The organism is Paenibacillus sp. FSL M7-1455, from assembly GCF_038004655.1.
Lineage (GTDB): Bacteria > Bacillota > Bacilli > Paenibacillales > Paenibacillaceae > Paenibacillus_AQ > Paenibacillus_AQ cookii.
In genome coordinates this window covers 2853109-2877810 of record NZ_JBBORO010000001.1, presented here as the reverse complement: position 1 = coordinate 2877810, position 24702 = coordinate 2853109, and the positions used below count along the sequence as shown (strand labels likewise).

Genomic DNA, 24702 nt, shown 5'->3' with positions numbered 1-24702 from the left:
TCAACCCCCATCCGTTAACAGCAAGCTGATCCAGCGTTCTACGGCTTTGTCGGCGCCCCAATCGCTCACGATCTTTTCCCTGCAGCGCCGGCCGATCGCATCAAGCTCGCTTCTCTTGTGCATCCACTCGCGGATGCTGCGTATAAAATCCTGCGGATCGTCGCTGTCCAAAATGAACGGGTGCGCATCCGGGTGGGCAGCTTCCTTGATATAACCGACATTCGTAGACAACACCGGCTTGCCGCATGCATAAGCCTCCAATGCCGGCGCGCCGCCCCCTTCATTCGCCGAGGTGATCAACAAAAGGTCGATGGATCGGTAGAATAAGGGCATGTCGTCGTATGCGTATTCCCCGGAGGTCTCCGCGAAGCGCACTCTGGGGTGATACTCAAACGATTTTCGAATGGGGAGATAAAGCGATTCGTAATTTTTCGATCTTTTGCGTTTGTCTCCGGCCCATCCGATGGTAAGCGGCAGCGATGGATCCAAATTGGCGGCCGCCGGCGCGAATTTGGCGGTATCGACGAAATGTCCGATATAATCCACGCGGGCATGGGGAGCCAAACCTTTTAACGTCTCGGCCAGTTTCCGGTTCATGGCTCCGATGACGGGAATCCGCGGAATAACCAAACGGAGAAAATCGGGGTCGGGCACGATCGGATCCTTCCATTCGCGCAAAGTGTCGTAATTGCGGCTAAAGTAATAATACGATACGGCGGCGGAGGCATCGATCCGGATATTTTTGAAGATGGCCCAGGCAGCAATCCCCAAACATAAAGCGCAGATCCGGGAATACCGCCGGTTGACTTCTGCCGCGCCGACGTTCTGTATGAGTTCTTCCAGCTTCGCGCAGGAGATCACGTCAAGATCGGGACGGTTTTGCTGAATGATCTTGGCTGTTTTGCCCAATATCCACCAATCGACGTCATAAATGATGAGATGTTTTGACAGGTTGATCCCCCCTCCGCATGCAAAGTGTTTCTGATTGGAGTATATTCGTCGGTACAGCCCCCAGTTACGGGCCTCGCAAAAATGATGAATTGGTCTACCAATAGAAAAGAGCGCCCGGGCCCTTTCAGGCCAAAGCGCTCTGTCCGAAAATCCGCCTCTCGGCTTATTGGATCCTGTAGTAAAGCAAGGCGATATCGCCGCGACGTTCCATACGGCTTAGCTCGAACGTGCCCGGCACGGTTCCTTCGGGAAACAGGGGAATGCCCCGGCCCAGCACTTTCGGAATGACGGCTATCACGGCTTCCTCCAGCAGCCCCTCATGCATGAATGCTTGGACCAGCTTGCCGCCTCCCGCCAGCCAGACCGATCCGGTCGATTGCTCATTTGCCCGTCGTACGAGGTCGGACAGCGGTTCGCCGGTGAACTCGACATGAGGCGTGCTTTGATGCGCCGACGGCGTGCGGGTGACGACGAAGCAAGGTTTGCCTGCATACGGAAATTCTTCCGTAAGCGTCAGCACTTCGTCATACGTCTGTCTGCCCATGATAACGCTGCCCACCGTGTCGTAAAATTCGGCATACCCGTTATCTCCTCCGTCGCCTTTGACGTCATGCAGCCAGTCCACGGATCCGTCGGGAAGCGCGATATACCCGTCAAGGCTCATTGCAATATAGAGCACTACTTGATTTCCATTCGCATCGTTCATCCTTCATCGCTCCTTTCTAAATCTTATGTTACAATGGATTTATGACATAAAATGTCGCAGTTATGTTTATATGATGATGATGTTAGGAGCCCATGCGATTATGAACGAACGCAGAGTTGCCTTAATGAGACTGCTCGATTCCCGGAAAAAGTATACCGCTCGCGAGCTTGCCGAGCGATTTCACGTTTCGGTCCGGACGATCCAGCGAGATCTTGATTATTTGCAGCAAATCGGCCTTCCGTTGTATACCGAAACCGGTCCCCACGGAGGATACCGGGCGCTTCCGAACCGGCTGCTCCCTCCGCTCCATCTGTCCCGCGACGAGGCGATCGGGCTGTTCCTGATGCTGAAGCTGCTGGAAGACCTGCCGGACATCCCGTTCGGGTCGGTCCGCAAGCATTTATCCGAGCAGTATTACGCGGAGCTTCCGCAGGACGTGCAGGAGCAGGTCGACCGGTTAAAGGATTATGTTGCCTTTCGGATGACGCCCACCCAGGCGGCGTCGCCTTTTACTTCGCTTATTTTGGAGGCCGCGATGGAGAAACGGCGCGTCCGCATGGAATACGCCTCCGCTTCGGGCAGCAAACGCTTTGACGTCTGCCCCGTCGGTTTATATTTCGAGCACGGCTATTGGTACATGCCTGCATACGGCCGCGAAAAAATCCTCTTATACCGTGCGGACCGGGTCATCGCCATGACGCCTCTGGAGGAAGCCGTCCCCGGCCTTCCTACGCTCAAACAATGGCTGGATTCTTCCGATCCGCGGGAAGGAGTCCCGACCAAAATCCTGTTTAGCTCCTTCGGCGCACGCATGGCGATGTCTGATCCCATGTTCCGGGGGATGTCCGGACAAGAATGGCTCGGTAACGTGCCCCGCGAAGAGTTTCCTTATCTTTCCCGGTTGTTATTGAGGTATGGGCCGGATGCGGAAGTCCTTTATCCGGGCGAATTACGGGACATGGTTAAAACTCTCTTTCAAGAAAGCTTAAAAAACTATATGGCATGAAGCTATGAGATTCCGGACGATGTCCATGAGAAAGAGCCGTGTTCGAAAACGAACAAGGCTCTTATGCTTCATGTCATGAATAATTTTCGTCATGAATTCAAGGCATTCGACAGATTCTCCAATTGTTCTGCGCCTCGAATTTCGAGCTTTTTAGCCTTTTCCAGCAAAGCAATCGCCTGCGGTGCCACCTTCGGATCATTCGGTTTGCCGCCTTCGGGATATGGAAACAGGACGTGCAATTCCGCGAATGTTTGCGCAAGCTGACGATAGGTTTCGGCGGCTTCGTTTAATCTTAACGGGACATTTCCCCCGGCATCCTCCGTCTTTTCCAACAAGCGGGCAGCCTCCTCCAAAAAGCCGGCAGCATATTTCCGGCAATCTCCCACGACCGCGACGTTATAGCCGTTACCGTTCGCTTCCACGCCTTGGCTGCGGAACGCTTCGATCCACGCATCGTAAGACTCCAACCCTTTGGCGGCTTCCGCAGGCACGTTCGGCTCCTTGCCGGCATAATGCTCAAGGATCATCTCCAGCGCCCCGCGCAGCCCCTCTTTAAACGATAGGTTCGACGCCGAATCGACGGCCATTACGAAGATCTCTTCCATCACGCCCCTGCCTAAATTTTCATAGGACAACGTATCCTTCCGGCAGCATTCATCCATATACAGCAATTTGTGTTCGTCGTCGTAACCGTACAACATGCCGAATTCCGGAATGCTCAGGTCCCATGCCAGCACCGGATATCCGCGGTCCACAGCATGATGGATCAAATCGAGCGCTTCAGGAAGCGCCTGGTGGATGTCCCTTTTCTGCATCGTTTTCAGGCTTGTCGCCGCTTCGCCGAGCAGATTGACGTTATCGCCGATCCCCGGCTTCATCCCGTCCACGATCCTGACCGTCAACCCCAGGTTCCGGAGCCCTCTCCGAAACACCTCGGCAAAATCGAAAGCCGTCGGTCCGGCAATATGCACGCCCGGCAGCACTTGAATCCGGAAGGCCAACCCTGTAAGCCCCATCACCGCCACCAACGAGTGATCCCGCCCCGCCGCTTTGGCCAGCGCATGAAGCACATTGCCCGCCGTCGACCATGAATGCCCGCCCTCCTGCCATTTTTCCGTACCCAACACCGTTTTTCCCATCGTTCCCCAATCCTTTCGCGTTTGAATATAGGCGTCAACGGTTACGCGGAATCACTTTTTTGCGGGAGCGGGACAAGATTTGGTACACGTTGGCAGCAGTCAGGCTGAACTCGCGGGCGATTTCCTGAGGCGAACGCTGGTCGAAAAAATGCGATTCGAAAATTTGCCTCTCCTTTGGTTTCAGGCAAGCGATGATATCCATCAACACCTGCTGTGTTTCCAGCCGCATCAGCCGCGCCTCGGGAACGCCATCCTGCTGCATCTCCCGTTCCATGGCATGGGCGACCCTCTTCAGGACGTAATCCAGACTCCCCCACATTTCCTGCTCTTCCCCGCCTCCGGACACCGCCGCCTCCAGGCCGGAAAACGTCGTTTCCTGCCCTCTTCCGGCTTTTTTCAACCGGGTCAGCGCTTGGTTGCGTACAATCCGGTGAACCCAGGGCAAAAAACGCTCGGCATCCACCAGCTTGCCCAGATGCAAAAACGCGCGGATCAACGCGTCCTGCACGATATCTTCGGCCGCATGCGCTTCCTGAACCATGCTTCGGGCATACCCGTAAACCTTGGAACGGTGCCTGCGAACAAGCTCGCCGAAGGCTTCCCGGCTGCCTTCCTTCGCTTTTTTGACCAGCGCCGCATCGTCCATTTCTTCCCATTCCACGCTTATTTCCCGCAATTGACTCAAGTGAAAATCCCCTCTCAAAACGTTGACATACGATATAGACTTCAAAAGCAAAGGATTTCTGACAACTTTTCTTAAAATCTTTCGAAAAAAATCCGGACGTATATCACCCTGATTCCATTATCCCTTATTCGCCTGCCCATTCCAATGATTCCTTGAGGAACAGGAGAACGCAAAAAACAAGGCCCGGGATGCCATCCCGAGCCTTGTTCGTTTGTCTATTCAGCGATCCATTCGAGCATTTTTGCCGCCGTGTCCTCCCCGTTTGCGATGCAGTCCGGAATCCCCACCCCGTAATAGGAGCAGCCGGCCAACGCCACGTTCGGGTACAGCTCCGTCATTTTCGCCTCCAGCGATTCGACGATCTGACGATGCGTGATATGATAATTCGGCATGACTTCATGCCATTTGGTTACGTTATAGGTCGGCGGTTTGCTTGCGATTCCCAGGCTGGCCTGAATATCCTCCATGCCGATTTGCAGCAATTCGTTTTCCGTCATGGCCACAAGCGTATCGTAATGCGGATTCATGCTCTTATAAAAGAGTCGGACCAGCAAACGGCCGTCTCCCGACGTGTGCTCCCATTTTCGGCTCGTCCAAGTGCACGCATTGCATTTGACGTCCTCGCTGCCCGCCGTAATAAAGCCGGTGCCGTCAGCCGGGAGTTCCTCGTCGGGTACGTCAAAAGCCATATAGACGCTGATCAGCGAGCTATGCTTGAACTGGTTGAACTCCTCATCCAACCGTTCATTCCGCAGCAGCTTTTGGGCCGCGACGGATAACGTGGCGATCGATACGACGTCCGCCTCAAGCGCCCGTCCGTCCATCAGGGTTATTTCGTACCGGCCATCCGCGAGGGGGTTCACCGCTTCGGCTGCAACGCCCTTGATGATTTCGGCCTGACCCAGCTTCTGCTCCAACGCGTCGATCAACTGCGACACGCCCCGGCGGAATGAGAGAAACTTTTTCCCGCTTCCGCTTTGAAACTTGGCTTTATTGGCGTTTAAGCCTTTGATGATGCTTCCGTATTCGTTTTTATAATCGATTAAATACGGCAATGTGGAGGCGATGGTGAGTTCGCTCAGCTTGCCGGAATATACGCCGGACAGCACCGGGGCGATCTGCTTTTCCACCAGCTCTTTCCCGAGGAATGCTTCAAGGAAATCCCCTACCGAATCGTCCTTGGTAAAGGTTTCGTTCGGCGTATAAAAGTCTTTTAACGCCTCGACTTTCCCTTCGGCCGACACCAGGCCGGTCGTCGCAAGCGACTCGATGCTCAATGGAATGCCGAACACGGCGTCCTTCGGAATTTGTTTCAGCGTTCCGTCCGTATAGATGTACGAAATCCCCGTCGCGTTATAGACGACTTCGTCTTTCAGGCCTACTTCCTCTATGAGTTCGGCCGCATTGGATTTGCGCGTTACGATCGAATCGGCGCCCGTTTCCATCGTAAACGTCCCGTCATGAACGGTCCTGATTTTGCCGCCTAACCGTTCGCTGGCTTCTACGATCGTAATGCTAACGTCTTGTCCGCTTTCGCGGGCTTTTTTTTGCAAATAATACGCGGCCGACAATCCCGTGATGCCTCCGCCGATGATGACTGCCTTTTTCAAAATGAGGACACCTGCTTCCGTCAATGTTCGATGACTACATTATATCACAGCACGCCGGCCCCGTTTGCGTTCCCTTTTGTGACGTTCCTCTGACATTCGTCATCGGGAAAAGGGTTGTTAAACCTTTTAGTTTACATAATATATTTTACGTATATATGATTTTGGCGATACGATACATGTGCATCCAACTGCCGGAAGATACTATGACCGTGTCGAAAATTCAGTGAATGAGGGATATGTATGGAACAACGGTATGTCAAAGAATCGAGATGCTATAAAATCGCGCGCGTGTTTCCCACGGACGTCAACAACCATGACACGCTTTTCGGCGGCAAGCTGATGGCTTACATCGACGACATCGCTTCCATTTCGGCCTCCAAACACAGCCGGAACCTGGTCGTGACCGCTTCGACCGATTCGGTCGACTTTTTGCTGCCCATCCACATGACGGATTCGGTCTGCTTGGAGTCGTACGTGACCTGGACTGGCCGCAGCTCGATGGAGGTGTTCGTCAAAGTCATCACGGAAGATCTGAGAACGGGAAAACGCCATATCGCGGCCACCTCGTTTTTGACGTTCGTCGCGATCGGCGAAGACAAAAAGCCCGTCCCCGTACCGAAAGTGATCCCCGAGACGGAAGAAGAAATCCGGCTGCACGAAACGGCGCCCCAAAGAGCGGCGATGCGCAAACACCGCCGAGAGGAAAGCAAAAAATTCGCGGATTATTTGACGATCGATTTTCCGTGGGAATAAGAAGCCGGGATGCCTTGGAAGAGATCGAACCGATCTGCGCTGGAAGCAAGCCGGTTTCGAAGTCGGATGGGGACGGAACGCGCATCTTTTGCAGGAATCCAACATATGCATCCTAACCCCGGTCAGGATCCGCTTCCGCATCGCTGCCGCCTTGACGTTTTTCGCGGCCGGTGGATTTTGTGCCGCCGTTTCGATGCATCCTCTCCTCCTCATCTTCCCGCTGGCTGCTTTTTACGACGCCGTAGGCGATGTAACTCATAAGACCCATGAACAGGCCGGTGCCGACGACGATGTACAGCATCGTAAAAATTTTGCCGAACGGGGTTTGCGGAACGAAGGTTGGGTGTCCCGACGTGCTGAGGGTCGCAATGCAAAAATACAACGCGTCCAAAATCGGCAATCCTTCCTCGCGCGTGTAAAAAATCGTCCCCGACAACAGCATGAAGAGGGTCACCACGAACAGAACCCGGAACCTTTTATGGTGAAAAACATGAAACAGGCCGCTTAACAGCCGCTTTAACGTCAGGACAAACGAGATCATGATGTCAGACTCACACTCTTTTGCTGCAGGTTCATTCGGCACCCTTCCTCAGGTTCAATATCGAAAAGTCAGCTTCTCTTTCAAAATGACATTCCCGCTTTTTTTATCGGTCATCTCGATCCACCCATCCCGGCCTTCTCCGAGAATACGGATCGGCAGTTGCGTCCAAAGGACCAGCTTATAGTTGACCGGCACAAAAGTCGTCTCATATTCAACATGCCCAACTTTTACGCTGCTAGTCATATCGCCGAACGTCACGCCATGATTGTCGGGGCCGTGAAACGTGATGCCTACCTGGTCATGATGGACGGCGTCCAAATCGAGCACGATATGGACCGAATGATCGTCGGCGCCGTAGATCACGGAACCTAATTCGTTGCGGATGGTGCCTGCTTCCGCCGTTTGGATCACGTGGTTACGCTGTTCGCGGTCAGGGTCGGCGCTTGAAGCCGGAGCTTCCGCATGCTTTGGAGGCGGGGCTGCCAGGCTATAGGCAAGCAGCAGCAACGCAATGACGGCAGCGCTCCAAAATAAAGGTTTCGGCCTGGAATGGTTCATGTTGTACCTCCGGTTCGTAACAATAGGATGGTTTTTGTCAAACGGATAATCCTGTCCGAAGTCAAGCCGCAACGTTTTTCGGATATTTTTTCCTTGTAAAGAGCCCTGCGATATTCCGAGTAAACGGTTCGATCATGGATAAATTCAGCGAAAACAGCATGGCGCAAGCCACGTTTACAAGCGGCGGCATCGCCATGAAAAGCAAATGGAACAGCGTGACAAACAACAACGCGGGCATTGCGGAAAGGATCATCGTCATCCAGCTGCGCCGTAGAACTGCGGATGGATCCTGCGTCCCTTGCAGAAACGCCAGCGCGATGCAGTGGACTAGAAGCGGAATTGCAAACAAATAACATGCGCCAGGCAGCAAAAACGTAACGATCCAAGTCAACATCAAAAATAAACATGCGGCGGCAAGGACCGCCTCCAATTCGCTGCGGCCGCGGCGCAGGATGGAACTCAGCAAAACATGGACCAGCAGCGTAATGGCAAGGAAGCTGAAATGATAGAACGGATTCGGAATACGGGAGGTCATTGCCGACAGCAGCTCGTAGAAACCCCAGGACAGCAGCGCCGACAATAAGAAGCCGATAAACGCTGCCCCGACGGCCCCGGCTATTTTGCCGGCACGGGCTTTGCGTTTTTTGACGTATAAACCGACAAGCATGAACCACGCGGCCGTCAAAACGATGGTTAGCGGCAAATTCACGGATTGCGGGTAATAAAACAGTTTGCCGAACAAATTGAAATATTCCGAATCCGGCTCCTTTAAATCGCCCAAATCCATTGCCCCAAAACGGCTCGCGACCGCAAGCGCGTTCTCTCCATGATGCTGCAGCGTAGCCATGGAGACGTTTTCGATCGTATCTTCCGCCGAGTGGTATTTATCCCAGCTGCCGACGTAAGCGAAATTGAGTCCGGGAATCCCTTCCCGAAGCGAAATCGTCAGGTCCGTGTCATTCGGCATCAGGCGGTAAATATCGGCCAGAAACGAATTGCTTACAGGAACTGGCGCAATAGCGGCAAACTCGCGAATCAACTTGCCGTTTCCGCTGCTCGTCTGGAACATGAGCGAAGGCCCGCTGGCCCCTCTAGCTTCAAAATTTGCGACCAATCCGACCTGGTCTTTAAATTTGGAGGCGCTCCAAAATGCTTTGGCTCCGAGCAGCCCGCCTTCTTCCCCGTCCGTGATGACAAACAAAATGTCGTGCAGCGGTTTTCCTTGGGCCTTTAATGCCCTTGCGGTTTCGATCAGGGAAGCCACGGCTACGCCGTCATCGTTGGCTCCGGGCCCGTGGGCAACCGAGTCGTAATGGGCCGAGAGCATTAACGCTTTCCCCGGCTCGGATCCCTTCAACGTCGCGATGATATTGTTCATGGCGACGGTTTCATAGCCGTTTCCGCGATTCATTTGCGCTTGAAAAGGCTCCACCTCGACTTCGAGACCCAGCTCCGCGAACTGCCCGACGATGTATTTCCTGACGTTCTCGATCTCGGGCATAAACGGCGTATGGGGCGCTTTTGCGATATGGGTCAAATGGTCGAAAGCGCGATCGGCGGAAAAGACGGTTTCCGGCGATGCTTTTCCTTTGCCCGCGGGCGGCTGTTCAAACCAAAGCGAGGAAATGACCGCCAACCCAATGAATAAAGCGGCAGCAAAAACGCCGGACAACCTCCGCAAAATGCTTTCAGCCCTGAAGGTAGCGTTCATGAACAAAGCCTCCATTATGATCATCTTTTAAAAAAATCCGGCTGCAGCAGGCCGCAGCCGGAACCAAAACGTTGCGTCAATATCCCGCCACAGGCGAATCCACCTTCCCTTGGATCTGTGCCAGCAGAACGAGCACTTGGGCAGCCTCGGCCTTGGTGACCGGTCGGGCAGGCTCGAATTTGCCGTCTTTAGCGGACATCAGACCCAGCTGGATCGCCTGTTTCACGGCACCTTTATGTTGGATGGCTTGGGCATCCGCCAACGCCAAAATTTGAGGGTCGGACTCGTAAAAGGCCGACAGTTTATCGTATCGAAGCACGTTCACGATCGTTTCGGCCAGCTTATCCCGGGTCAGCTTTTGCTCCGGATGGAGCTCGCCCGACGTATTGCGCAGCCAGCCCCGATCCGCGAACATCTGCACGGCTTCGGCATAGGGACTGTCGGCAGGAACATCTTTAAACTGTTTGCCGAGACGGCCCGGATCGTAGTAGCTTTGGGTCGGGCTCACTCCCTTCGCGATCATTGCCAGCAGATCGCCGTACGTAATCTCTTTGTCGGGATGCAGAAGCCCGTCGGATTCCGGGGCGATGATGCCGTATTCGAGCAGCGTCGCCAGTTCTTTGCCCGCACCGTGGCCCACCGCATCGGAAGGCAGGTTGGCTGCCGGATCAGCGCCGCCGTTCTGGGTTCCGAAATAACCGTAAAACTCGTTTTTGCCGGTAACGGCGTTAATGAACGGCAGGTGGCGGTCGCCGTTGAAGGTCGGCGCGTAAGCCAACAAAATCCGGGGCTCCGCGAATTTGCTTTCCACGTAATATCCTCCGGTCGAGGCATAGATGAGCTGAGCCCCCAAAGCCTCCCGGTACGTTTTCGCCGCGTCCTCCGGTTTGATCTTGGCCGTCAATGCATCAAGCTTTTGGCGGTCATCCCCCGTGAGCGGCAAATTAGCGTTATACGAAAGGAGTTTGCCGCTGCCGTCAAGAACGAGGCTTACCTGCTGGTTATAAACGGGAAGGTCTTTGTAAAATTGCTGGAATACGAATCTGTGAACCGTTTTTCCGTTTGCTTGATCCGTCGAGGAGTCGTTGGACAGCTTTAATGCCTTGGCCGCTTCGGGGTAGTAACGCCCGGCAAGGTCGAAGGCTTTTTTCTGGGCTTCGGATGCCGACATGCCCGGAGCATTGCTTTTCGCATCGGTAATCGGGCTCGGCTTGGCATTGTCCGCCTCTTTCGCATACGCCGGGAGTTCATTGATATTGTAGCTGATGAGTTGTCCCGTCCCTGCGTCGACCATCATATATACGCTATCCCCGGACATTCCCAACGCGCTTTTTTTGTACCAGTTCAAGGACCATACCTGTTTTCCCGAATCCATCCAATAGTTCGTCAGCGAAGAGGACAGGGAATAATCCTTGCTTGACGGGACAAGATCGGGATATAACTGAAGGACTTCCTTGGAGGTTAGCGTATTGCCCTGATGCGCTTTAAAGGATGCCGACCCGGAGGGCAGCGCCGTGTATTCGAGCGCTTTCGGAACCGTTTGTTCCGAGTTTTGCAACGGATTGAACCTTTTTCCGGTATTGGCGTCCGTCATGGTTATGGAAGGAGCGGGTATGTATGCCAGCCGCCAATCCTTTTTGGAACGGGCAGGGTTGTAATAATCGTTGAATTGAACGTAAGCCAGCCCAAGGGATAAATCCTTTTTGAATGATTCAAGCGCATCGGAAGACGATATTTTCGGATTGGCGGATGGATAGGATTTGGAGGTTGACATGCGATTATAGCTGAAGATCCGCCCCTTGCCGTCGACGCCGATCTGGATGTTTTCGCCATCGGACGGGATGCCGTTGACTTTCGCGCTGTAGCTGAAGTTGTACACCACCTGCCCGAACAGCGATTGGTTCCCGTTATTGACGCCTTCTTGTGGAACCAGGTCATCCGCTTTGATGGAGCTGGCGGCTTGCACGATAAACGCCTTGGCCGCTTTTTCGGCCTGCTCCTGACTGATTTCGGGAGGATAATAGGCCCTGCTTTCGTTGGAAACATACTCCGGCTGGTAGAAATTGAGCACATCGCCGGTCATGCCATCCACGCTCGCCGAGAACGAATACGTGCTGTTTCCTCTTGTTATCGTCCAAGTAAGCATCCAGACCGACTCGTTGAAGGAATTGTCCGTCCCTTCCGTATAGCTGGCATCTTCCAGCTTGGCTTCATTCAAGACGGGAAACAAGGCGACCATTTTTTTCGCAGCTTCTTCTTTGCTTATTTTCGCTTTTTCCCCTGGAGCAGGATTTGCGGCGGCCGAGTTAGCGGCCTTGGCCTCTTTGGCGATCCCCGTGCCCGACTCCGAGACGGATGCCGGCGAAGCTCCCGCCCATATCGGAACTTGCAGCAAGCTGAGCCCGATCGTCCCCGCAATGACGGTTTTTGCTACCTTGTTAGCGGAAGCGGGAATCGAGTGTTTTATGCTGAAAACCGTAACCAGCTTTTCGAAGGAGAGATTAGTGATGAAACAACGGACGACGAAGTCCGCGAAATCCGGACAGACGAGACAGGCAGCGCCGGTTATGGGGGGACGGGTCACATGGAGCCGCAAACCGATGACGCAGGTGGTCATGAACAAAAAAGCGGAGCAGCGCCGAACGTGGTGCCGAAAAGGCACGGACGACGGCGCTTTTTTATTTGTGTCTTAAAAGGGAAAAAGGCCCGCTCTCCCGGGATGTCGGGGATTCGGACCTTGAACGCGGTTCATTTGCTTCGGATGACCTGCTCCCTCTTGTCTTAGGGCGATCGCTTAGTATGCCGTCCAGCCGGCATCGGCGGTAATCACCGTACCGTTGATAAAGCTGGAATCATCGGAAGCCAGGAATAATGCGATTTTGGCGATTTCCTCGGGTTTGCCGTTCCGGGGATTGAAGCCGGCTCCGGACATGGCTTTTCTTAACCCGCGCGATTCGGGGTTCATGTCTCCGGCATCCGCCATAATGTTCGTTTCCACGCCGCCCGGAGCGATCGCGTTGCAGCGGATGCCCGCATCGGCGTATTGGAAGCCCACGTTTTTCGTCAAGCCGACCACTGCATGCTTGGAAGCCGTATAAGCGGCCCCGGCCCGGGAGCCGTACAACCCGCCGATGGAAGCGGTATTGATGATGACGCCTTTACCTTGCCCGATCATGATCGGGAGGGCTTTGCGGATCGCACGCATCGGCCCCGTCGCATTGACGGCTATGACGCGTTCCCATAGTTCGTCCGTCAGCTCCGTCACCGGCGTCATTTTGTCCATGATTCCCGCGTTATTCACCAGGATATCCAGCGAACCGTACGTCTTGACAGCGGTTTCAATCATGTTCTGAACGTCCTCTTCCTTGGCAACGTTGGCGCTGACGCCGACCGCTTGACCGCCTTTTTGCTTCACTTCCGCCACGACCTTGCTTGGGAGATATCCGCAAGCACAAGCTTTGCGCCTTCAAGCCCGAACAGCAAAGCCATTTCCTTTCCCATGCCGGAGCCGGCACCCGTAATTACCGCAACCTTGTCTTGGAGCTTCATCGCATATTCCTCCTATGGCCATTAATTAGACAAACTGTCTATTATCTATTGTAACGCTTGTCCCGGAAAGCTTCAAACGTTTCACATGCGAAAGCATGAATTTTTTATAACTTATCGCGAATTTTTACACTGAATCAATACGGCGCATACGATATGCCTTTACACTCAAATCGAGCATGCCGAAAAGATGCCGAAAACGAAACGCGGCAGATCGGCATGGCCGTCTTGGGCAGCGTTGGCTAACGGTCCCGGGCGCCGCTCGGAAACTTGATCCATCCGATTCTTCAGTCGGGGCTTTAATTTTTGCGCATTTGCCCCTTGAACATACATAAATTTACTCATAATCTATTATTAGTAGAATAACAACGGATTTTCACACCCGCTTTTCCTTCCCTTTCAAAAATTTTTCATCAAACCTGCATGGTTATCTTTTCGCGCATCGTCTAACTACATAGAATAACCCGAACAGGCCTTGTTCCCCCGACCTAGGTCTAGCATGGAAACCAGTCCGCGGTCCGTTTTGGACCCTTTCAATCCGTCATAAACTTATTTCATAAGACGAAGCGATCGAGCATAGAACGGAACCCGCCTGATTTTCAGGGTTGCTTAACGTTAGAACATAAGCTGCCTTCCCGACGAAGGAGCGTCCAATATATTAAGATCGAAGGTGATCATATGCGCAAGAAAAGAGTACTGATATTATCCGAAGGTTTCGGCAGCGGCCATACCCAAGCCGGATACGCGCTGGCCGCAGGCATGAAAAAAATGAATCCCGATATTCAAGCCAAAGTGATTGAACTGGGATCGTTCCTGAATCCTACCGTCGCGCCCTGGATTATTTCGGCATATCGTCTGACCATAAACACCAATCCCGGTCTCGTCGGTTTGCTGTACCGCAAACAGCACGACAAACCGCTGAGCAAACTGGCCATCATGGCGCTTCATCGCATCTTTTATCATCATACGGCTGAGGTCATCGCGCATTTGCGACCGGATCTGATCGTCACCACGCATCCCATCCCGACCAACATCATTTCCAGGCTTAAAGCGGCCGGGCTTAACGTGCCTTTGTTTACCGTCATTACGGATTATGACGCCCATGCCTCCTGGATCAACAAAGAGGTCGACCGCTTCCTCGTCTCCACGGACAACGTCCGCCAGCTTTTGCTGGACCGGGGAGTGTATGCGGAAAACGTCAAAGTCACCGGCATTCCGGTTCATCCCGACTTCTGGTCTTCCGAAGACAAAACCTGCGTCAGAAACACGCTCAACATCAAAAACATGCCAACCGTATTGATCATGGGAGGCGGCTGGGGACTGGTTTCGAATCATCAGCTCGTCCAGCAGCTTCAACGGTGGAAAGATCAGGTTCAGCTCGTATTCTGCTGCGGCAGCAATCAGAAGCTGCTCGACAAGCTGAAAAGCGACCCGGGATTCCAGCATGAAAACATCGTGCTTCTCGGGCATACGCGCGAAATCAGCAAATGGATGGACGCATCCGATCTGCTGATTACCAAACCGGGAGGAATGACCTGCACCGAAGCGCTTGCCAAAGGGCTGCCGATGCTGTTCTGCGAATCGCTGCCCGGCCAGGAAGAAATGAACCGGGAATATTTCGTCAAACGCGGTTACGGCGAAGCGCTGCAAAACGAAAACGTCCTCGAAGAATGGCTGCGGAAGCTGGCGCGCGGCGAACAAATCCGCATCGAACGCTTCTCCCGCCCTTCCCTCTTCGGTTCTCCCGCGAAGGATTACTACAGTCCGAGCAAATGTGCCGCAGAAGTAGCCAAAATGCTGGAATACCCGCCGCAGCAGGCTGACGTCGTGGTTACGCACGGAATTCCTGTCGGCATTTGATCCGTATAGCTTCGCATGAAAAAAAGAGAGCGCTCAGGCTCTCTTTTTTGTCAGTTCGTGCATCAGCCGCTCGCCGATGCTAAGCGCCCGGCTGTTCCTGCCGGTTCAAGCGATTCCGTGACGACAGCTTTCGAATGTGCTCTTCGACCAGCGGGACGGCCTGTTCCAGCGTATCGAAAGAAATCGGCTCCAGTTTTTGGAATTCCTCTCCGTAGGAAGATACGGTGTGGGCGTATCTCGGATCATAATAATAGGCAAGCAATAACTCCACCGCGCGTTCGTAGTTCCCGGACAGCAGGCAAGTTTCGATTTCCTGGGCTACCGGCGTGTGGATGCGCGATTGGATCTGTCGAAATGCCTGCAAGCTTTGTTCGGCATGCTCGGTCGGACGGTAATCGTTAATGATGTTTCTTACGCGCAAATCCGTGGCGGCATCGAGCAGAATATGAGTGCCCTTTTCCTTTTTATCGATCAAAAACTCGGGCAAAATCACTTTGCCGATCCGTTTGCTTTCCGCTTCGATCAGGATAAACGGCTCGTGCCGGTATCGAAGCAGTTCCTCCAGAAGAAGCGCATCAAAGGTTTTTTGGTTATGGCTTCTCAGTCCGATTTCGCCAAAAATCGATCCCCGATGTCCGGCCAGACCTTCCAGGTCGATAACCGGATACCCTTTGTTCTTCAAGGCCCTCAAAATCTCCGTTTTGCCTGTTCCGGTATATCCGTGCAGCACGTAAACCTCCGGCGGAAATTCCATGGTCCCCAGCGTTTCGACCACCCATCTGCGATAAGCCCGGTAACCGCCGTCCAGCCGGTACACATGAATCCCCATCAACGAAAGCACGGTTGCCGTCGTCCGGCTCCGCATGCCGCCCCGCCAACAGAAAACCGCCTTGTTGCCCTGAATTTCGGCAAATTTCTTCACGAAAGCGGGCAGTTTGGCGGACATGATCTCGAGCCCGCGTTCTTTGGCGGTTTGGATGCTGACCTGCTTGTAAAGCGTTCCGATTTCGGCACGTTCCTCATCCGTAAAAAAGGGGATGTTGATGCTGCCCGGGATGGTCGATTCGGCATATTCGGAAGGCGATCGAACGTCGATCACCGTGATTTCGTTTTTCCCGCGAAGCTCATTCAGTTTCTCTATAGAAATGTCCTGGAACATAACAATCTCCTCATTCGATTACGATTTGTCCGCTGCCGCTTGCCGTAACCTCGCCGATGATTTTGGCTTCGACGCCGGCTTGCACGAGCTCCTCATGAAGTTTCTCTGCTTCGCTGCCGCTAACGGAAATCAACAGCCCGCCCGATGTGACGGCATCGCACAAAATCCAGCGGTCGATTTGGTCCATCTGCTCAGGGAACCGAACGCTGTCTTTGACATGCTCGTAGTTGTTTTTGGAACCGCCGGGAACCATTCCTTGTTCCGCCAGCTCGCGGACTCGGGGAAGCACGGGCACGTCATCCTTGCGGATGCGGATCTCCACGCCGCTTCCTTTGGCCATCTCCAGCGAGTGGCCCATCAGGCCGAAGCCCGTCACGTCGGTGCAGGCATGGACGTCGTAACCTTCCATGACCTCGGCGGCCGTTTTGTTCAAGGTCGCCATCACTTGGGTTACCCGCGCGATTTCTTCGGCGTTGAGCTGGTCTTTTTTGATGGAAGTCGTCATGATGCCGACCCCGATCGGTTTGGTCAGGATGAGTTTATCCCCCGGCTTGGCTCCGGCGTTGCTGCGTACTTTATCAGGATGGACCAGACCCGTGACCGCTAAACCGAATTTCGGCTCTTTATCGTCGATGGAGTGGCCGCCTACCAACGTCGCTCCCGCTTCCTTGACTTTATCCCCCGCCCCGCGCAGGATTTCGGACAAAATCCGCTTGTCCAGCGTGGAGATCGGAAATGCGACGATGTTTAATACCGTTAAAGGTTTGGCCCCCATGGCATAGATATCGCTGATGGCGTTCGCTGCGGCAATTTGCCCGAAGGCGTACGGATCGTCCACGATCGGCGTGAAGAAATCCAGCGTTTGCACCAGCGCCAGTTCGTCGTTCAGTTTGTACACGCCGGCGTCATCGCTTGTATCCAGCCCTACGAGCAAATTCGGGTTCGGCTCGGCTGGAGGCAGATTACGGAGCACCTGGCTTAAATCCGCCGGGCCGATTTTGCAGCCGCAGCCGCCTTTGCTAGAGAGGGAAGTCAATTTAACGCTGATATCGGAATCCATTCGTTTACACGACCTTTCGTCATAAATAGAATTATCGGATGAGTTACTTCATGTTCCGTTCAGGATGAAGGCATGCCCCATTTAGATCGTACACATCCCCGGAAAAAAAGGCAAATGAAAGAACAGGACCCCGGGCGCACGCAGTGCATGCAGGAAGTCCTGTTTTTCGAATCCATCCGCGTCACGGGGGACGCGAATTATTTGGATACGGGCACCGCTTGGCCGAAATACTGCTCCAGCGTTATGTGGCGGCTCGTCACTTCATTGGCGATTTTGGCGCCGACGTAACGAAGATGCCAAGGCTCGTACTTATAGCCCGTAATCGAAGCTTTCCCTTCAGGATAACGGATGATAAATCCGTATTCATGCGCATGCTTAGCCAGCCACTTGGCCTCTTTCGTGCCGGCGAAACAGCTTTCCGCGGCACATTTGCCCGTAATGCCGGATACGTCGATCGTCAGGCCGGTTTGGTGCTCGCTGTGCCCCGGACGGGCGCTGTACGTATCGGCCGCTTTTACGCCGTCCCGTTTTACGTAGTTGTTATACAGCGTCTTTTGGCGCGATTCGGAGCGGTAACCGGATACGCCCGCCAGCTGAACCCCGTCTTTTTTGGCGGCGTCAAACAGCTTTTCAAGCGCCGTTGCCGCCTCCTTGCGCATTTTGCGTTTGTCTGCCTTTTCCGAAAAGATGAACGGGACGTTCGGATATACGAGATCCGGAGGAACGTAGCCGGCCGGGAGTCTGTACGTTTTGTTGACCAGCACAGCGATGCTTTCCGGATTGGAAACGACATGCTCCACGCTGTAAGAATTTATAAATCCTTTTCCTCCCGTTTTGCTCGTGCCGCTCCCCGCCTCGGAGGCCGCATTGCCGGTTGATGACGATTTGCCTGCAGAAGCGTTTTGCGCAGGTTTCGCGGCCTGCTGCGTTTTCGCGCCCGTATTCATCGCGCCTGAGCCGGCCTGATTCGGCGTTTCTCCTTGCTTGTCTGCGCTGCCGGACGTCAACGTGTCCCCGGTTTGCCGTTTGGCGGAATCCGCTGACGCCTTGTCCTCATCATCATCCTCGCCGACAACCGGCGACGGCGATGGTTGCGAATGTTGCTGCGCGAGCGCGGGCGGCTTTTCGACCACGGCGCCGTCGGCAGCCGGAGCATGGTTTTTCCCCAAAGCCCAATAACCGCCTGCTACAATGAGCACCGCGGCAGCAAAGGTAATCATATACTTACGCATGAATCTGCATCTCTCCCCGTGTTCAAGCTTGCCTCTCTTTACAGTTCTTGGGTCATGCCAATCTTCGAATCTATCAATCTACTATTTCATTATAATCGAGTAGAAGGGGGCGGCAAACCCCCGTCCTCTCACACCACCGTACATGCGGGTCCGCATACGGCGGTTCCAAAAGGTTAACGAAGTTCCAAGTAACGAGAAAGCAAACTTTTCAGCCCTTTCGCTTCCCAATAGGTTGTCGGAAGGGCGTTATTTATGTTTCGGGACATTTCCCAAGCTCCTTTGCGGGAGTTGGCCATCATAAAAGCGGCCCATTCTGGCACGCCCAGGGCGCGGAGTTCTCGAATACGTGTACGCACTCGCTTCCATTGTTTCCATAAGCACATGCGCAGTCTTCTTCGAATCCATTTGTCGAATCTCTCGCAGTGGCCCTTGGCAGAAGCTATCCGGAAGTATCCAATCCATCCCATGAGGTAGCGGTTCAATTTTAAAATTCGCTCTTCCATCGATATGGACCGGGAACGATTCGTTAGCTCCCGGACTTTCTCCTTCAATCGGGAGATCGTCTTAGGGGACAGACGAATCGTCGCCTGTCTATTCCTCAGAAAGCTAAAACCAAGAAATCTCCGATTCCACGGCCTGTCTACGGCACTTTTGTCCCGATTCACCTTCAGTTTCAACTTTCCTTCTACATAGTGAGTTATCGATCTCATGACACGTTCACCTGCCCGTTTGCTTGCGACAAAGATATTGCAGTCGTCCGCATAGCGGACGAAGCGCAAGCCTCGCTTGGTGAGTTCTTTATCCAGATCATCCAGCAGAATGTTTGCCAGCAGCGGACTCAGCGGACCGCCTTGGGGGTTCCTTCCTCTGTCTTTTGGCAAACTCCGTTTTCCATCGCTCCGGCACTCAGGTAGGCTCGGATCAGCTTCAGTACTCGCTTGTCCTTCACCTTCCGCGCCACCCTTGCCATGAGCATGTCGTGATTCACTTGGTCAAAGAACTTCTCCAGGTCCAGATCTACGACCCATCTTCGGCCGCTTTGGATGTACCGCTGCGCTTGCTTCACCGCGTCATGCGCCCGCTTTCCGGGTCTGAAGCCGTAGCTGTACCACGAGAAGTCTGCGTCGAATATCGGATTCATCACTTGCAGAAGCGCTTGCTGGAGGAAACGGTCCATCACGGTCGGGATGCCCAGCAGCCGTACGCCGCCTCCGGGTTTGGGGATTTCCACCCGTTTGACTGGCGCCGGCCGGTAGGTTCCCGCCAGAAGTTCGGCTTTCACCGTTTCCCAGTGGGTTTTCAGGTAAGCTTGTAGCTCGGCTACCGTTACGCCGTCCACACCAGGAGCTCCCCGTTTTGAACCACTCGTTTGTAGGCGAGCCGAAGGTTATTTCCTTCGAGCATCTTCTCCAGCAAGTCGTTTTGATCTCCGCGAGGGGAAGGGGCGACTTGTGCCGGTGAAGAGCTCGGCGCTCCAACATACCCTTGCGGCTTCACCGCTCCTCTTTGTCGGCAGCTCCCTTGCGGGATATTCGGCTTTCTTTGCTCCTCACTCGAACGCATCGGTTTCCTCTCTCCTTTCGGTTCGGTCCTTCCGCTTTCCGGCGTCCCGTACTCACGTACTATGATCTCTGCTGACTCCTGCGGGTTCAGCGCAACCTCTCGGTTACGGTTACGAAGTGACTTCGCATTTTTTCCTCCCGCAGGCCTCCCCAGATAAGAACGTCATCTTTCCGCCCGCGACCACTGGAGTTTACAGAAATAGCTCTTGGCGGCTTGGGATTTCGCTGTGTTCGGGCAGCTCATCCGGCTATCCCTGCCTCAAATCCAGTTCGTGTACCTTGGCCCGTGCTTTTGCCTCCGGCTTCCTTCAGATTCTGCCTCGCGGCAGACACCCTTGCCCTTGGCTAACGGTAGGCGCTCGCCAGCCCCCGTTCGGGACTTTCACCCTAGAGATGACGCCCATGCTGGGCGTACCGACAAAAAACGACCCGATCAAAGGATTGATCAGGTCGCTTCTACGAATTTCATGTCGATCTATGTAAATTTCCGGCTGTCTTTTAAGACTTCAGCCGTTTTTGCATAAATACAAGCTCTGCAGCAAGTCTTTCAATCCGCTCCAACACGTTGGGATCATAAATTTCCTTAAACTCGTTAAAATGATCGTCATGCACGTAAACATAACCGGGCGCCACATAGGATCTGAAATAGCCGGCGATCGGCTTCAGCTGATTTTCGATCACGAGATAATGCTGGTACGTTCCTCCCGTCGCCACGAATCCGATAACTTTTTGCTGCAGCGCGGACTGCGGAATCAAGTCGAACAGATTTTTGAGCACGCCCGACATGGAGGCTTGATAGATCGGGGTTCCGATCAGGCAAAAATCGCTGGAAATGACGGCGTCGATCACCTTTTTGGTGTCCCCCGTATACGCGGACGGATCCCTCCCGTCGCAGAATTGCACGTCGTAGTCTTTCATATCCAGCAATTCGGTTTCGATTTCAGGATCTATTTTTTTGACTTCTTCCAGTACTTTTTGTACGACAATGGCTGTTTTGCTGCCGATGATCGCACCTGATATTCCAACCAGCTTCATGAAGGCAGTCTCCTTTTCGTGCGAGGCCGCTGCAAAATGGACGGTTCGCATGGACCCGGTTTTTGCAAAAGCCTCGGGTATGATGTTCGCTTTATTTTGCCGGTACCGGGAGTATCCTTCAGCCGTTGAATGCCGTTGCTATTGGATGCTTACGCTTCCATCGTATTCCCTTTCCGTCAAAAACGAAAGCTTGTCGATCGTTCCGTTACATGTCGTCTTCTTGTTCGTCCGTGTTGACGAAGAAATAGGCGGTCATGGCCAAACGTTCCATCATCTGCTCCCGGAGCGCGGAGTCCTCCACGACTTCATCCATGGCCTGCTGCATGCAGCTGAGCCAAGCCGTCGCCCGGTCGGGCGTAATCGGAAAACGAATATGCCTTGCCCTCATGCGGGGATGCCCTTCTTTCATCGTGTAGAGCTGCGGTCCCCCGAAATACTGCGTCAGGAACATTTCCTGCTTTTCCATGACGGGCGTGATGTCTTCCGGAAACAGCGGAGCAAGCAGCGGATGCTCTATCACTTTCGGATAAAACGCTTCGACGATCGCGCGTATGGTTGGCGCCCCGCCCATCAATTCGTAATAGGATACCGGCCGCCGTGCGGATTCCCCCGTTTGCGCCGCGTTTCCTTGATTATGGTCTGAGTTCATGAAGAAAATTAATCCTCCTTCCGGTAAATGCATGAATGTATCCATATTCCGGATCAGCAAAAAACTGCAATGCAAGCTTTTGGATCCGGCTATTTTTCATACAAGGAACGGTCCAACTTAACCGAGTAACTTCTTTTTTACCGCATCCTAATTAGTATACATAAATGTATATTAATTATTATAATCCTTTAAACCCTTTGTCAAGTACGGATCATGAATATCCTTTTACTTTTTATACATATATGTTGACTATATGCGTTGCGTGTTCTACAATTACCGTGTCCTGACTTGTACGCGCGGACGTTTCCGATCCTTTTTCTTGGCCTCCCCATACACGGTGATGGCAATGTCAAGATAACCCGGTAAGGTTTGCGAGATTATGGACATACTTTGTTTTAAAGATCGAAGTGGATTGAAGGTGAGAAAATTTTGACGAAGGATGATCTGGTTGCTGCGATCGCTCATATCAAAGACGAGGAGCGCCAGCTGCCGCTCACGGAGATCGGACTGATCCGGGACATTACCACGAACAAGGATCATGCCGCAATGACCGTGCTTCTCCCCCCGGATTCCGTATCGCGGGAGCAGGAGCTGAAGGAGCAAATTACCCGTGCGGTGCAAAAGACAGGAATTACCGATGTTCATATACGCTTCAAACCTATTTCAAATGAAGAAAAAAATGATATTATAGCTATTAAGCTTAATAAATCGGTGCGCCGCGCCCCGACGCTGATGAATTCCCCGCTGCTTTCCGCGGATTCCGGCGTGACTTTCATCGCCATAGCCAGCGGCAAAGGCGGCGTCGGAAAATCTACCGTCACGGTCAATCTTGCAAGAGCTTTGGCTAAGCAAGGCAAGCGGGTGGGTATCATTGACGCGGATATCTACGGACACAGCATTCCGGAAATGCTGGGGATCAAAGAGCTTCCGCAAAAGCAAGGAAACCGGATCGCCCCTGTGGAGAGCCATGGCATGAAGGTGATCTCGACGGGATTTTTCGTTCAAGGCAATAAGCCCGTCGTCTGGAGAGGCCCGATGCTCGGCAAAATGCTCGGCACCTTCCTGAACGAAGTGGATTGGGGTACCCTGGATTATATCATCTTGGATCTGCCGCCGGGAACCGGCGACGTTGCGCTTGACGTTCATAACCGGATTCCGCAGTGCGCAGAAATCGTGGTGACCACGCCTCATAAAACAGCCCACCATGTGGCGGCCCGTGCCGGCGAAATGGCGCTGCAGACGAACCACCCCATTCTTGGGGTCATCGAAAACATGTCCTATTTCACCGATCCCGAGGGAAGACGGCATTACCTTTTCGGACGCGGCGGCGGGCAGAGGCTTGCCGATGAGCTGCAGACGAAGCTGCTCGCGGAGGTGCCGATTCAATCGGCCGATACGCCGGATGAAGCCGATGCGGCTTCCAACCTGTTTGACGAAAACAGCGAACAGTGGCATATTTTCATGGATTTGGCATCAAATATCATAAACAACAAACTAGCGAACTAATTTGAAAGGGTGAAAGAAATGGCATACGTTATTACCTCGGCTTGCATGGATGAAAAAGCTGCCGATTGCGTGGATGTTTGTCCTGTAGATTGCATCGAGGAAGGTCCTGACCAATATTACATCGACACCGACATTTGCATCGAATGCGGAGCATGCGAAGTGGCTTGCCCGGTCGGCGCGGTATATTATGACGCGGATTTGCCTGAAGAAGAAAAAGGGTTCCTCGAAAAAGCCGAAAACTTCTTCAAAAATAGATAAGCTGATACACCAACGATACATTTCGAGTGATTGCAGCCTGTTGATCTTTCGTGTCGGCAGGCTGTCTGCACTTCGCACCCGAGCTTCAGGAAAAAAGCAGAACAGGCGGTGATGAAAATGAACCAACAACTGGATATTTCAACCCGGGACAAAATCCTGCAGCTGCTGAAAACCAAAGGCGAGCTCAGTGCAAAAGAGATTACCGAGTTCATCGGAATCACGAGCATGGCCGTACGCAGGCATATCAATACGCTCGAAAAGGAAGGATTGATCGAATCGAAAACGATTCGGCAGCCGATGGGCCGCCCTACCGCGATTTATCATTTGACGGATCAGGCGGAATCCTTTTTCCCGAACAAATACCATACGTTAACGCTGGATTTGCTTGGCGAGCTTGAATTGGACGCCGGCTCCGGGATGGTCGACCGTTTATTCGAACGGCGCAGCGAATCGCTGCAAAGGAACCATGCGGCAAAAATGCAAGGCAAAACGTTCGGCGAAAAAGTCGCCATCTTGGCGGAAATCCAGAACGAAAACGGGTATATGGTCGAGCTGGAACAAAACGGCGAAGACGAATATGCACTGATGGAATACAATTGCCCGATTTCGCAAATCGCGAAAAAATACAACCACGCCTGCACCTGCGAAATGAAAATGTTCGAATCCCTGCTGGGGGCCGAAGTGGTTCGTACCGAATGCCTGGCCCAGGGCGACAAGAAGTGCGCATACACGCTTAAAAATAAAAAGAAAACCTCGCAATGAACCGGACCTTGCGTCCGGAGGCCGTTCGCCTGTCAAGGAATGCAGCCTGGTTCATGCGAGGTTTTTTTATGGAATCAGACAGGATCATCCGAGCGGTCCGCTTCCACGAAAAATTGCAAAGCAGCCATTTTGTTTTCCCAGAAGCGCTCGAAATAGGCGTACCACTCTTTGATCTCCTGCAGCGGCTGCGGGTCAAGGCTGTACCTGTTTTCTCTCCCGACCCTTCTCTCTTTTACGAGTCCCGCCTCCGACAAAACGCGGAGATGTTTGGACACGGCCGTCCGGCTCATCGGAAAATGGCTGCTGATGACCGTCACGGGCATTTCTTTCCCGGCTAGAAGCTTCAGCAGCTGTCTGCGCGTCGGGTCGGCAATCGCCTGAAAAACGTCGTGTTTGGCTTGCGCTTCCCCCAT

22 protein-coding genes and 2 pseudogenes are annotated in these 24702 nt (G+C 53.3%); 7 read left to right on the top strand and 17 right to left on the bottom strand.

The window, feature by feature from the left end; all coding sequences use genetic code 11:
- On the bottom strand, positions 1–909 hold the full coding sequence (locus NYE48_RS13255; RefSeq protein WP_340999005.1) for a glycosyltransferase family 4 protein: 909 nt from the start codon (positions 907–909) through the stop codon (positions 1–3).
- A 205-nt stretch (positions 910–1114) separates the two neighbouring features.
- Entirely contained in the window at positions 1115–1657 is a 543-nt protein-coding gene (locus NYE48_RS13250) for a dihydrofolate reductase family protein (protein WP_340999004.1), read from the bottom strand.
- A 100-nt stretch (positions 1658–1757) separates the two neighbouring features.
- On the opposite strand from NYE48_RS13250, the gene NYE48_RS13245 reads away from it, so the two are divergent.
- Entirely contained in the window at positions 1758–2663 is a 906-nt protein-coding gene (locus NYE48_RS13245) for a helix-turn-helix transcriptional regulator (protein ID WP_340999003.1), read from the top strand.
- An 89-nt stretch (positions 2664–2752) separates the two neighbouring features.
- Here the strand turns inward: NYE48_RS13245 and NYE48_RS13240 are convergent, their stop codons facing one another.
- The 3 genes from NYE48_RS13240 to hemG all read right to left on the bottom strand — a co-directional run bounded on the left by NYE48_RS13240 (position 2753) and on the right by hemG (position 6097).
- Positions 2753–3802 carry a hypothetical protein gene (locus NYE48_RS13240; RefSeq protein ID WP_340999002.1) on the bottom strand — a complete coding sequence of 350 codons (1050 nt, stop codon included), beginning with the start codon at positions 3800–3802 and terminating at the stop codon, positions 2753–2755.
- Positions 3803–3836: 34 nt separating this feature from the next.
- Positions 3837–4487: an RNA polymerase sigma factor gene (locus NYE48_RS13235; RefSeq protein WP_340999001.1), complete on the bottom strand. Its 651-nt coding sequence runs from the start codon at positions 4485–4487 to the stop codon at positions 3837–3839.
- A 215-nt stretch (positions 4488–4702) separates the two neighbouring features.
- Positions 4703–6097, bottom strand: a complete 1395-nt coding sequence (gene hemG / locus NYE48_RS13230) for a protoporphyrinogen oxidase (RefSeq protein ID WP_340999000.1) — start codon at positions 6095–6097, stop codon at positions 4703–4705.
- Between the two features lie 240 nt (positions 6098–6337).
- Between hemG and NYE48_RS13225 the strand changes: the two genes are divergently transcribed.
- On the top strand, positions 6338–6850 hold the full coding sequence (locus NYE48_RS13225) for an acyl-CoA thioesterase (protein WP_339324957.1): 513 nt from the start codon (positions 6338–6340) through the stop codon (positions 6848–6850).
- A 112-nt stretch (positions 6851–6962) separates the two neighbouring features.
- Here NYE48_RS13225 and NYE48_RS13220 read toward each other — a convergent pair whose 3' ends face one another.
- The 4 genes from NYE48_RS13220 to NYE48_RS13205 all read right to left on the bottom strand — a co-directional run bounded on the left by NYE48_RS13220 (position 6963) and on the right by NYE48_RS13205 (position 12055).
- Positions 6963–7391 carry a potassium channel family protein gene (locus NYE48_RS13220; RefSeq protein ID WP_445323985.1) on the bottom strand — a complete coding sequence of 143 codons (429 nt, stop codon included), beginning with the start codon at positions 7389–7391 and terminating at the stop codon, positions 6963–6965.
- Between the two features lie 54 nt (positions 7392–7445).
- Positions 7446–7949 carry a hypothetical protein gene (locus NYE48_RS13215; protein ID WP_340998999.1) on the bottom strand — a complete coding sequence of 168 codons (504 nt, stop codon included), beginning with the start codon at positions 7947–7949 and terminating at the stop codon, positions 7446–7448.
- 61 nt (positions 7950–8010) lie between these two features.
- The gene (locus NYE48_RS13210; protein WP_340998998.1) at positions 8011–9660 is read right to left on the bottom strand and encodes a M20/M25/M40 family metallo-hydrolase; all 1650 of its coding nucleotides are present in this window, start codon (positions 9658–9660) and stop codon (positions 8011–8013) included.
- 76 nt (positions 9661–9736) lie between these two features.
- Positions 9737–12055 carry a YcdB/YcdC domain-containing protein gene (locus tag NYE48_RS13205; RefSeq protein ID WP_340998997.1) on the bottom strand — a complete coding sequence of 773 codons (2319 nt, stop codon included), beginning with the start codon at positions 12053–12055 and terminating at the stop codon, positions 9737–9739.
- Positions 12056–12167: 112 nt separating this feature from the next.
- On the opposite strand from NYE48_RS13205, the gene NYE48_RS13200 reads away from it, so the two are divergent.
- Positions 12168–12353, top strand: coding sequence for a hypothetical protein (locus NYE48_RS13200; RefSeq protein WP_036709785.1), 186 nt, complete (start codon positions 12168–12170; stop codon positions 12351–12353).
- A gap of 101 nt (positions 12354–12454) precedes the next feature.
- Here the strand turns inward: NYE48_RS13200 and NYE48_RS13195 are convergent.
- A pseudogene (locus NYE48_RS13195) lies at positions 12455–13209 on the bottom strand (SDR family oxidoreductase).
- A 675-nt stretch (positions 13210–13884) separates the two neighbouring features.
- Here NYE48_RS13195 and NYE48_RS13190 point away from each other — a divergent pair.
- Complete coding sequence (locus tag NYE48_RS13190; RefSeq protein ID WP_052146976.1) at positions 13885–15066, top strand: MGDG synthase family glycosyltransferase; 1182 nt, start codon at positions 13885–13887, stop codon at positions 15064–15066.
- 79 nt (positions 15067–15145) lie between these two features.
- On the opposite strand, the gene mnmH is transcribed toward NYE48_RS13190, so the two are convergent.
- The 6 genes and pseudogenes from mnmH to NYE48_RS13160 all read right to left on the bottom strand — a co-directional run bounded on the left by mnmH (position 15146) and on the right by NYE48_RS13160 (position 21685).
- The gene (mnmH, locus tag NYE48_RS13185; protein WP_340998996.1) at positions 15146–16225 is read right to left on the bottom strand and encodes a tRNA 2-selenouridine(34) synthase MnmH; all 1080 of its coding nucleotides are present in this window, start codon (positions 16223–16225) and stop codon (positions 15146–15148) included.
- A gap of 10 nt (positions 16226–16235) precedes the next feature.
- Positions 16236–17285 carry a selenide, water dikinase SelD gene (gene selD, locus NYE48_RS13180; protein WP_036709792.1) on the bottom strand — a complete coding sequence of 350 codons (1050 nt, stop codon included), beginning with the start codon at positions 17283–17285 and terminating at the stop codon, positions 16236–16238.
- Positions 17286–17482: 197 nt separating this feature from the next.
- A complete protein-coding gene (locus tag NYE48_RS13175; protein WP_340998995.1) occupies positions 17483–18517 on the bottom strand; it encodes a M15 family metallopeptidase in 1035 nt (344 codons plus the stop codon).
- 173 nt (positions 18518–18690) lie between these two features.
- Positions 18691–20080: pseudogene (gene ltrA, locus NYE48_RS13170) on the bottom strand (group II intron reverse transcriptase/maturase).
- Between the two features lie 497 nt (positions 20081–20577).
- Positions 20578–21114 (bottom strand): NADPH-dependent FMN reductase, encoded by a 537-nt coding sequence (locus tag NYE48_RS13165; RefSeq protein ID WP_340998994.1) that lies wholly within the window; start codon positions 21112–21114, stop codon positions 20578–20580.
- Between the two features lie 205 nt (positions 21115–21319).
- Positions 21320–21685 (bottom strand): globin domain-containing protein, encoded by a 366-nt coding sequence (locus NYE48_RS13160; RefSeq protein WP_052146987.1) that lies wholly within the window; start codon positions 21683–21685, stop codon positions 21320–21322.
- A gap of 507 nt (positions 21686–22192) precedes the next feature.
- Here NYE48_RS13160 and NYE48_RS13155 point away from each other — a divergent pair.
- The 3 genes from NYE48_RS13155 to NYE48_RS13145 all read left to right on the top strand — a co-directional run bounded on the left by NYE48_RS13155 (position 22193) and on the right by NYE48_RS13145 (position 24289).
- Positions 22193–23269 carry a P-loop NTPase gene (locus tag NYE48_RS13155; RefSeq protein WP_331480310.1) on the top strand — a complete coding sequence of 359 codons (1077 nt, stop codon included), beginning with the start codon at positions 22193–22195 and terminating at the stop codon, positions 23267–23269.
- 18 nt (positions 23270–23287) lie between these two features.
- Positions 23288–23527: a DUF362 domain-containing protein gene (locus NYE48_RS13150; protein WP_036709799.1), complete on the top strand. Its 240-nt coding sequence runs from the start codon at positions 23288–23290 to the stop codon at positions 23525–23527.
- A gap of 117 nt (positions 23528–23644) precedes the next feature.
- On the top strand, positions 23645–24289 hold the full coding sequence (locus NYE48_RS13145; RefSeq protein ID WP_036709801.1) for a helix-turn-helix transcriptional regulator: 645 nt from the start codon (positions 23645–23647) through the stop codon (positions 24287–24289).
- Between the two features lie 74 nt (positions 24290–24363).
- Here NYE48_RS13145 and NYE48_RS13140 read toward each other — a convergent pair whose 3' ends face one another.
- Positions 24364–24702 carry an ArsR/SmtB family transcription factor gene (locus NYE48_RS13140; RefSeq protein ID WP_212949655.1) on the bottom strand — a complete coding sequence of 113 codons (339 nt, stop codon included), beginning with the start codon at positions 24700–24702 and terminating at the stop codon, positions 24364–24366.

Coding starts and splice junctions, on each gene's coding strand:
- NYE48_RS13220 (WP_445323985.1), bottom strand. CDS start 7,391: ATGATCTCGTTTGTCCTGACGTTAAAGCGGCTGTTAAGCGGCCTGTTT.
- NYE48_RS13175 (WP_340998995.1), bottom strand. CDS start 18,517: ATGCGTAAGTATATGATTACCTTTGCTGCCGCGGTGCTCATTGTAGCA.
- NYE48_RS13165 (WP_340998994.1), bottom strand. CDS start 21,114: ATGAAGCTGGTTGGAATATCAGGTGCGATCATCGGCAGCAAAACAGCC.
- NYE48_RS13240 (WP_340999002.1), bottom strand. CDS start 3,802: ATGGGAAAAACGGTGTTGGGTACGGAAAAATGGCAGGAGGGCGGGCAT.
- NYE48_RS13215 (WP_340998999.1), bottom strand. CDS start 7,949: ATGAACCATTCCAGGCCGAAACCTTTATTTTGGAGCGCTGCCGTCATT.
- NYE48_RS13250 (WP_340999004.1), bottom strand. CDS start 1,657: ATGAACGATGCGAATGGAAATCAAGTAGTGCTCTATATTGCAATGAGC.
- NYE48_RS13200 (WP_036709785.1), top strand. CDS start 12,168: ATGAAACAACGGACGACGAAGTCCGCGAAATCCGGACAGACGAGACAG.
- selD (WP_036709792.1), bottom strand. CDS start 17,285: ATGGATTCCGATATCAGCGTTAAATTGACTTCCCTCTCTAGCAAAGGC.
- NYE48_RS13160 (WP_052146987.1), bottom strand. CDS start 21,685: ATGGGCGGGGCGCCAACCATACGCGCGATCGTCGAAGCGTTTTATCCG.
- NYE48_RS13245 (WP_340999003.1), top strand. CDS start 1,758: ATGAACGAACGCAGAGTTGCCTTAATGAGACTGCTCGATTCCCGGAAA.
- NYE48_RS13150 (WP_036709799.1), top strand. CDS start 23,288: ATGGCATACGTTATTACCTCGGCTTGCATGGATGAAAAAGCTGCCGAT.
- NYE48_RS13225 (WP_339324957.1), top strand. CDS start 6,338: ATGGAACAACGGTATGTCAAAGAATCGAGATGCTATAAAATCGCGCGC.
- mnmH (WP_340998996.1), bottom strand. CDS start 16,225: ATGTTCCAGGACATTTCTATAGAGAAACTGAATGAGCTTCGCGGGAAA.
- NYE48_RS13145 (WP_036709801.1), top strand. CDS start 23,645: ATGAACCAACAACTGGATATTTCAACCCGGGACAAAATCCTGCAGCTG.
- NYE48_RS13210 (WP_340998998.1), bottom strand. CDS start 9,660: ATGAACGCTACCTTCAGGGCTGAAAGCATTTTGCGGAGGTTGTCCGGC.
- NYE48_RS13190 (WP_052146976.1), top strand. CDS start 13,885: ATGCGCAAGAAAAGAGTACTGATATTATCCGAAGGTTTCGGCAGCGGC.
- NYE48_RS13140 (WP_212949655.1), bottom strand. CDS start 24,702: ATGGGGGAAGCGCAAGCCAAACACGACGTTTTTCAGGCGATTGCCGAC.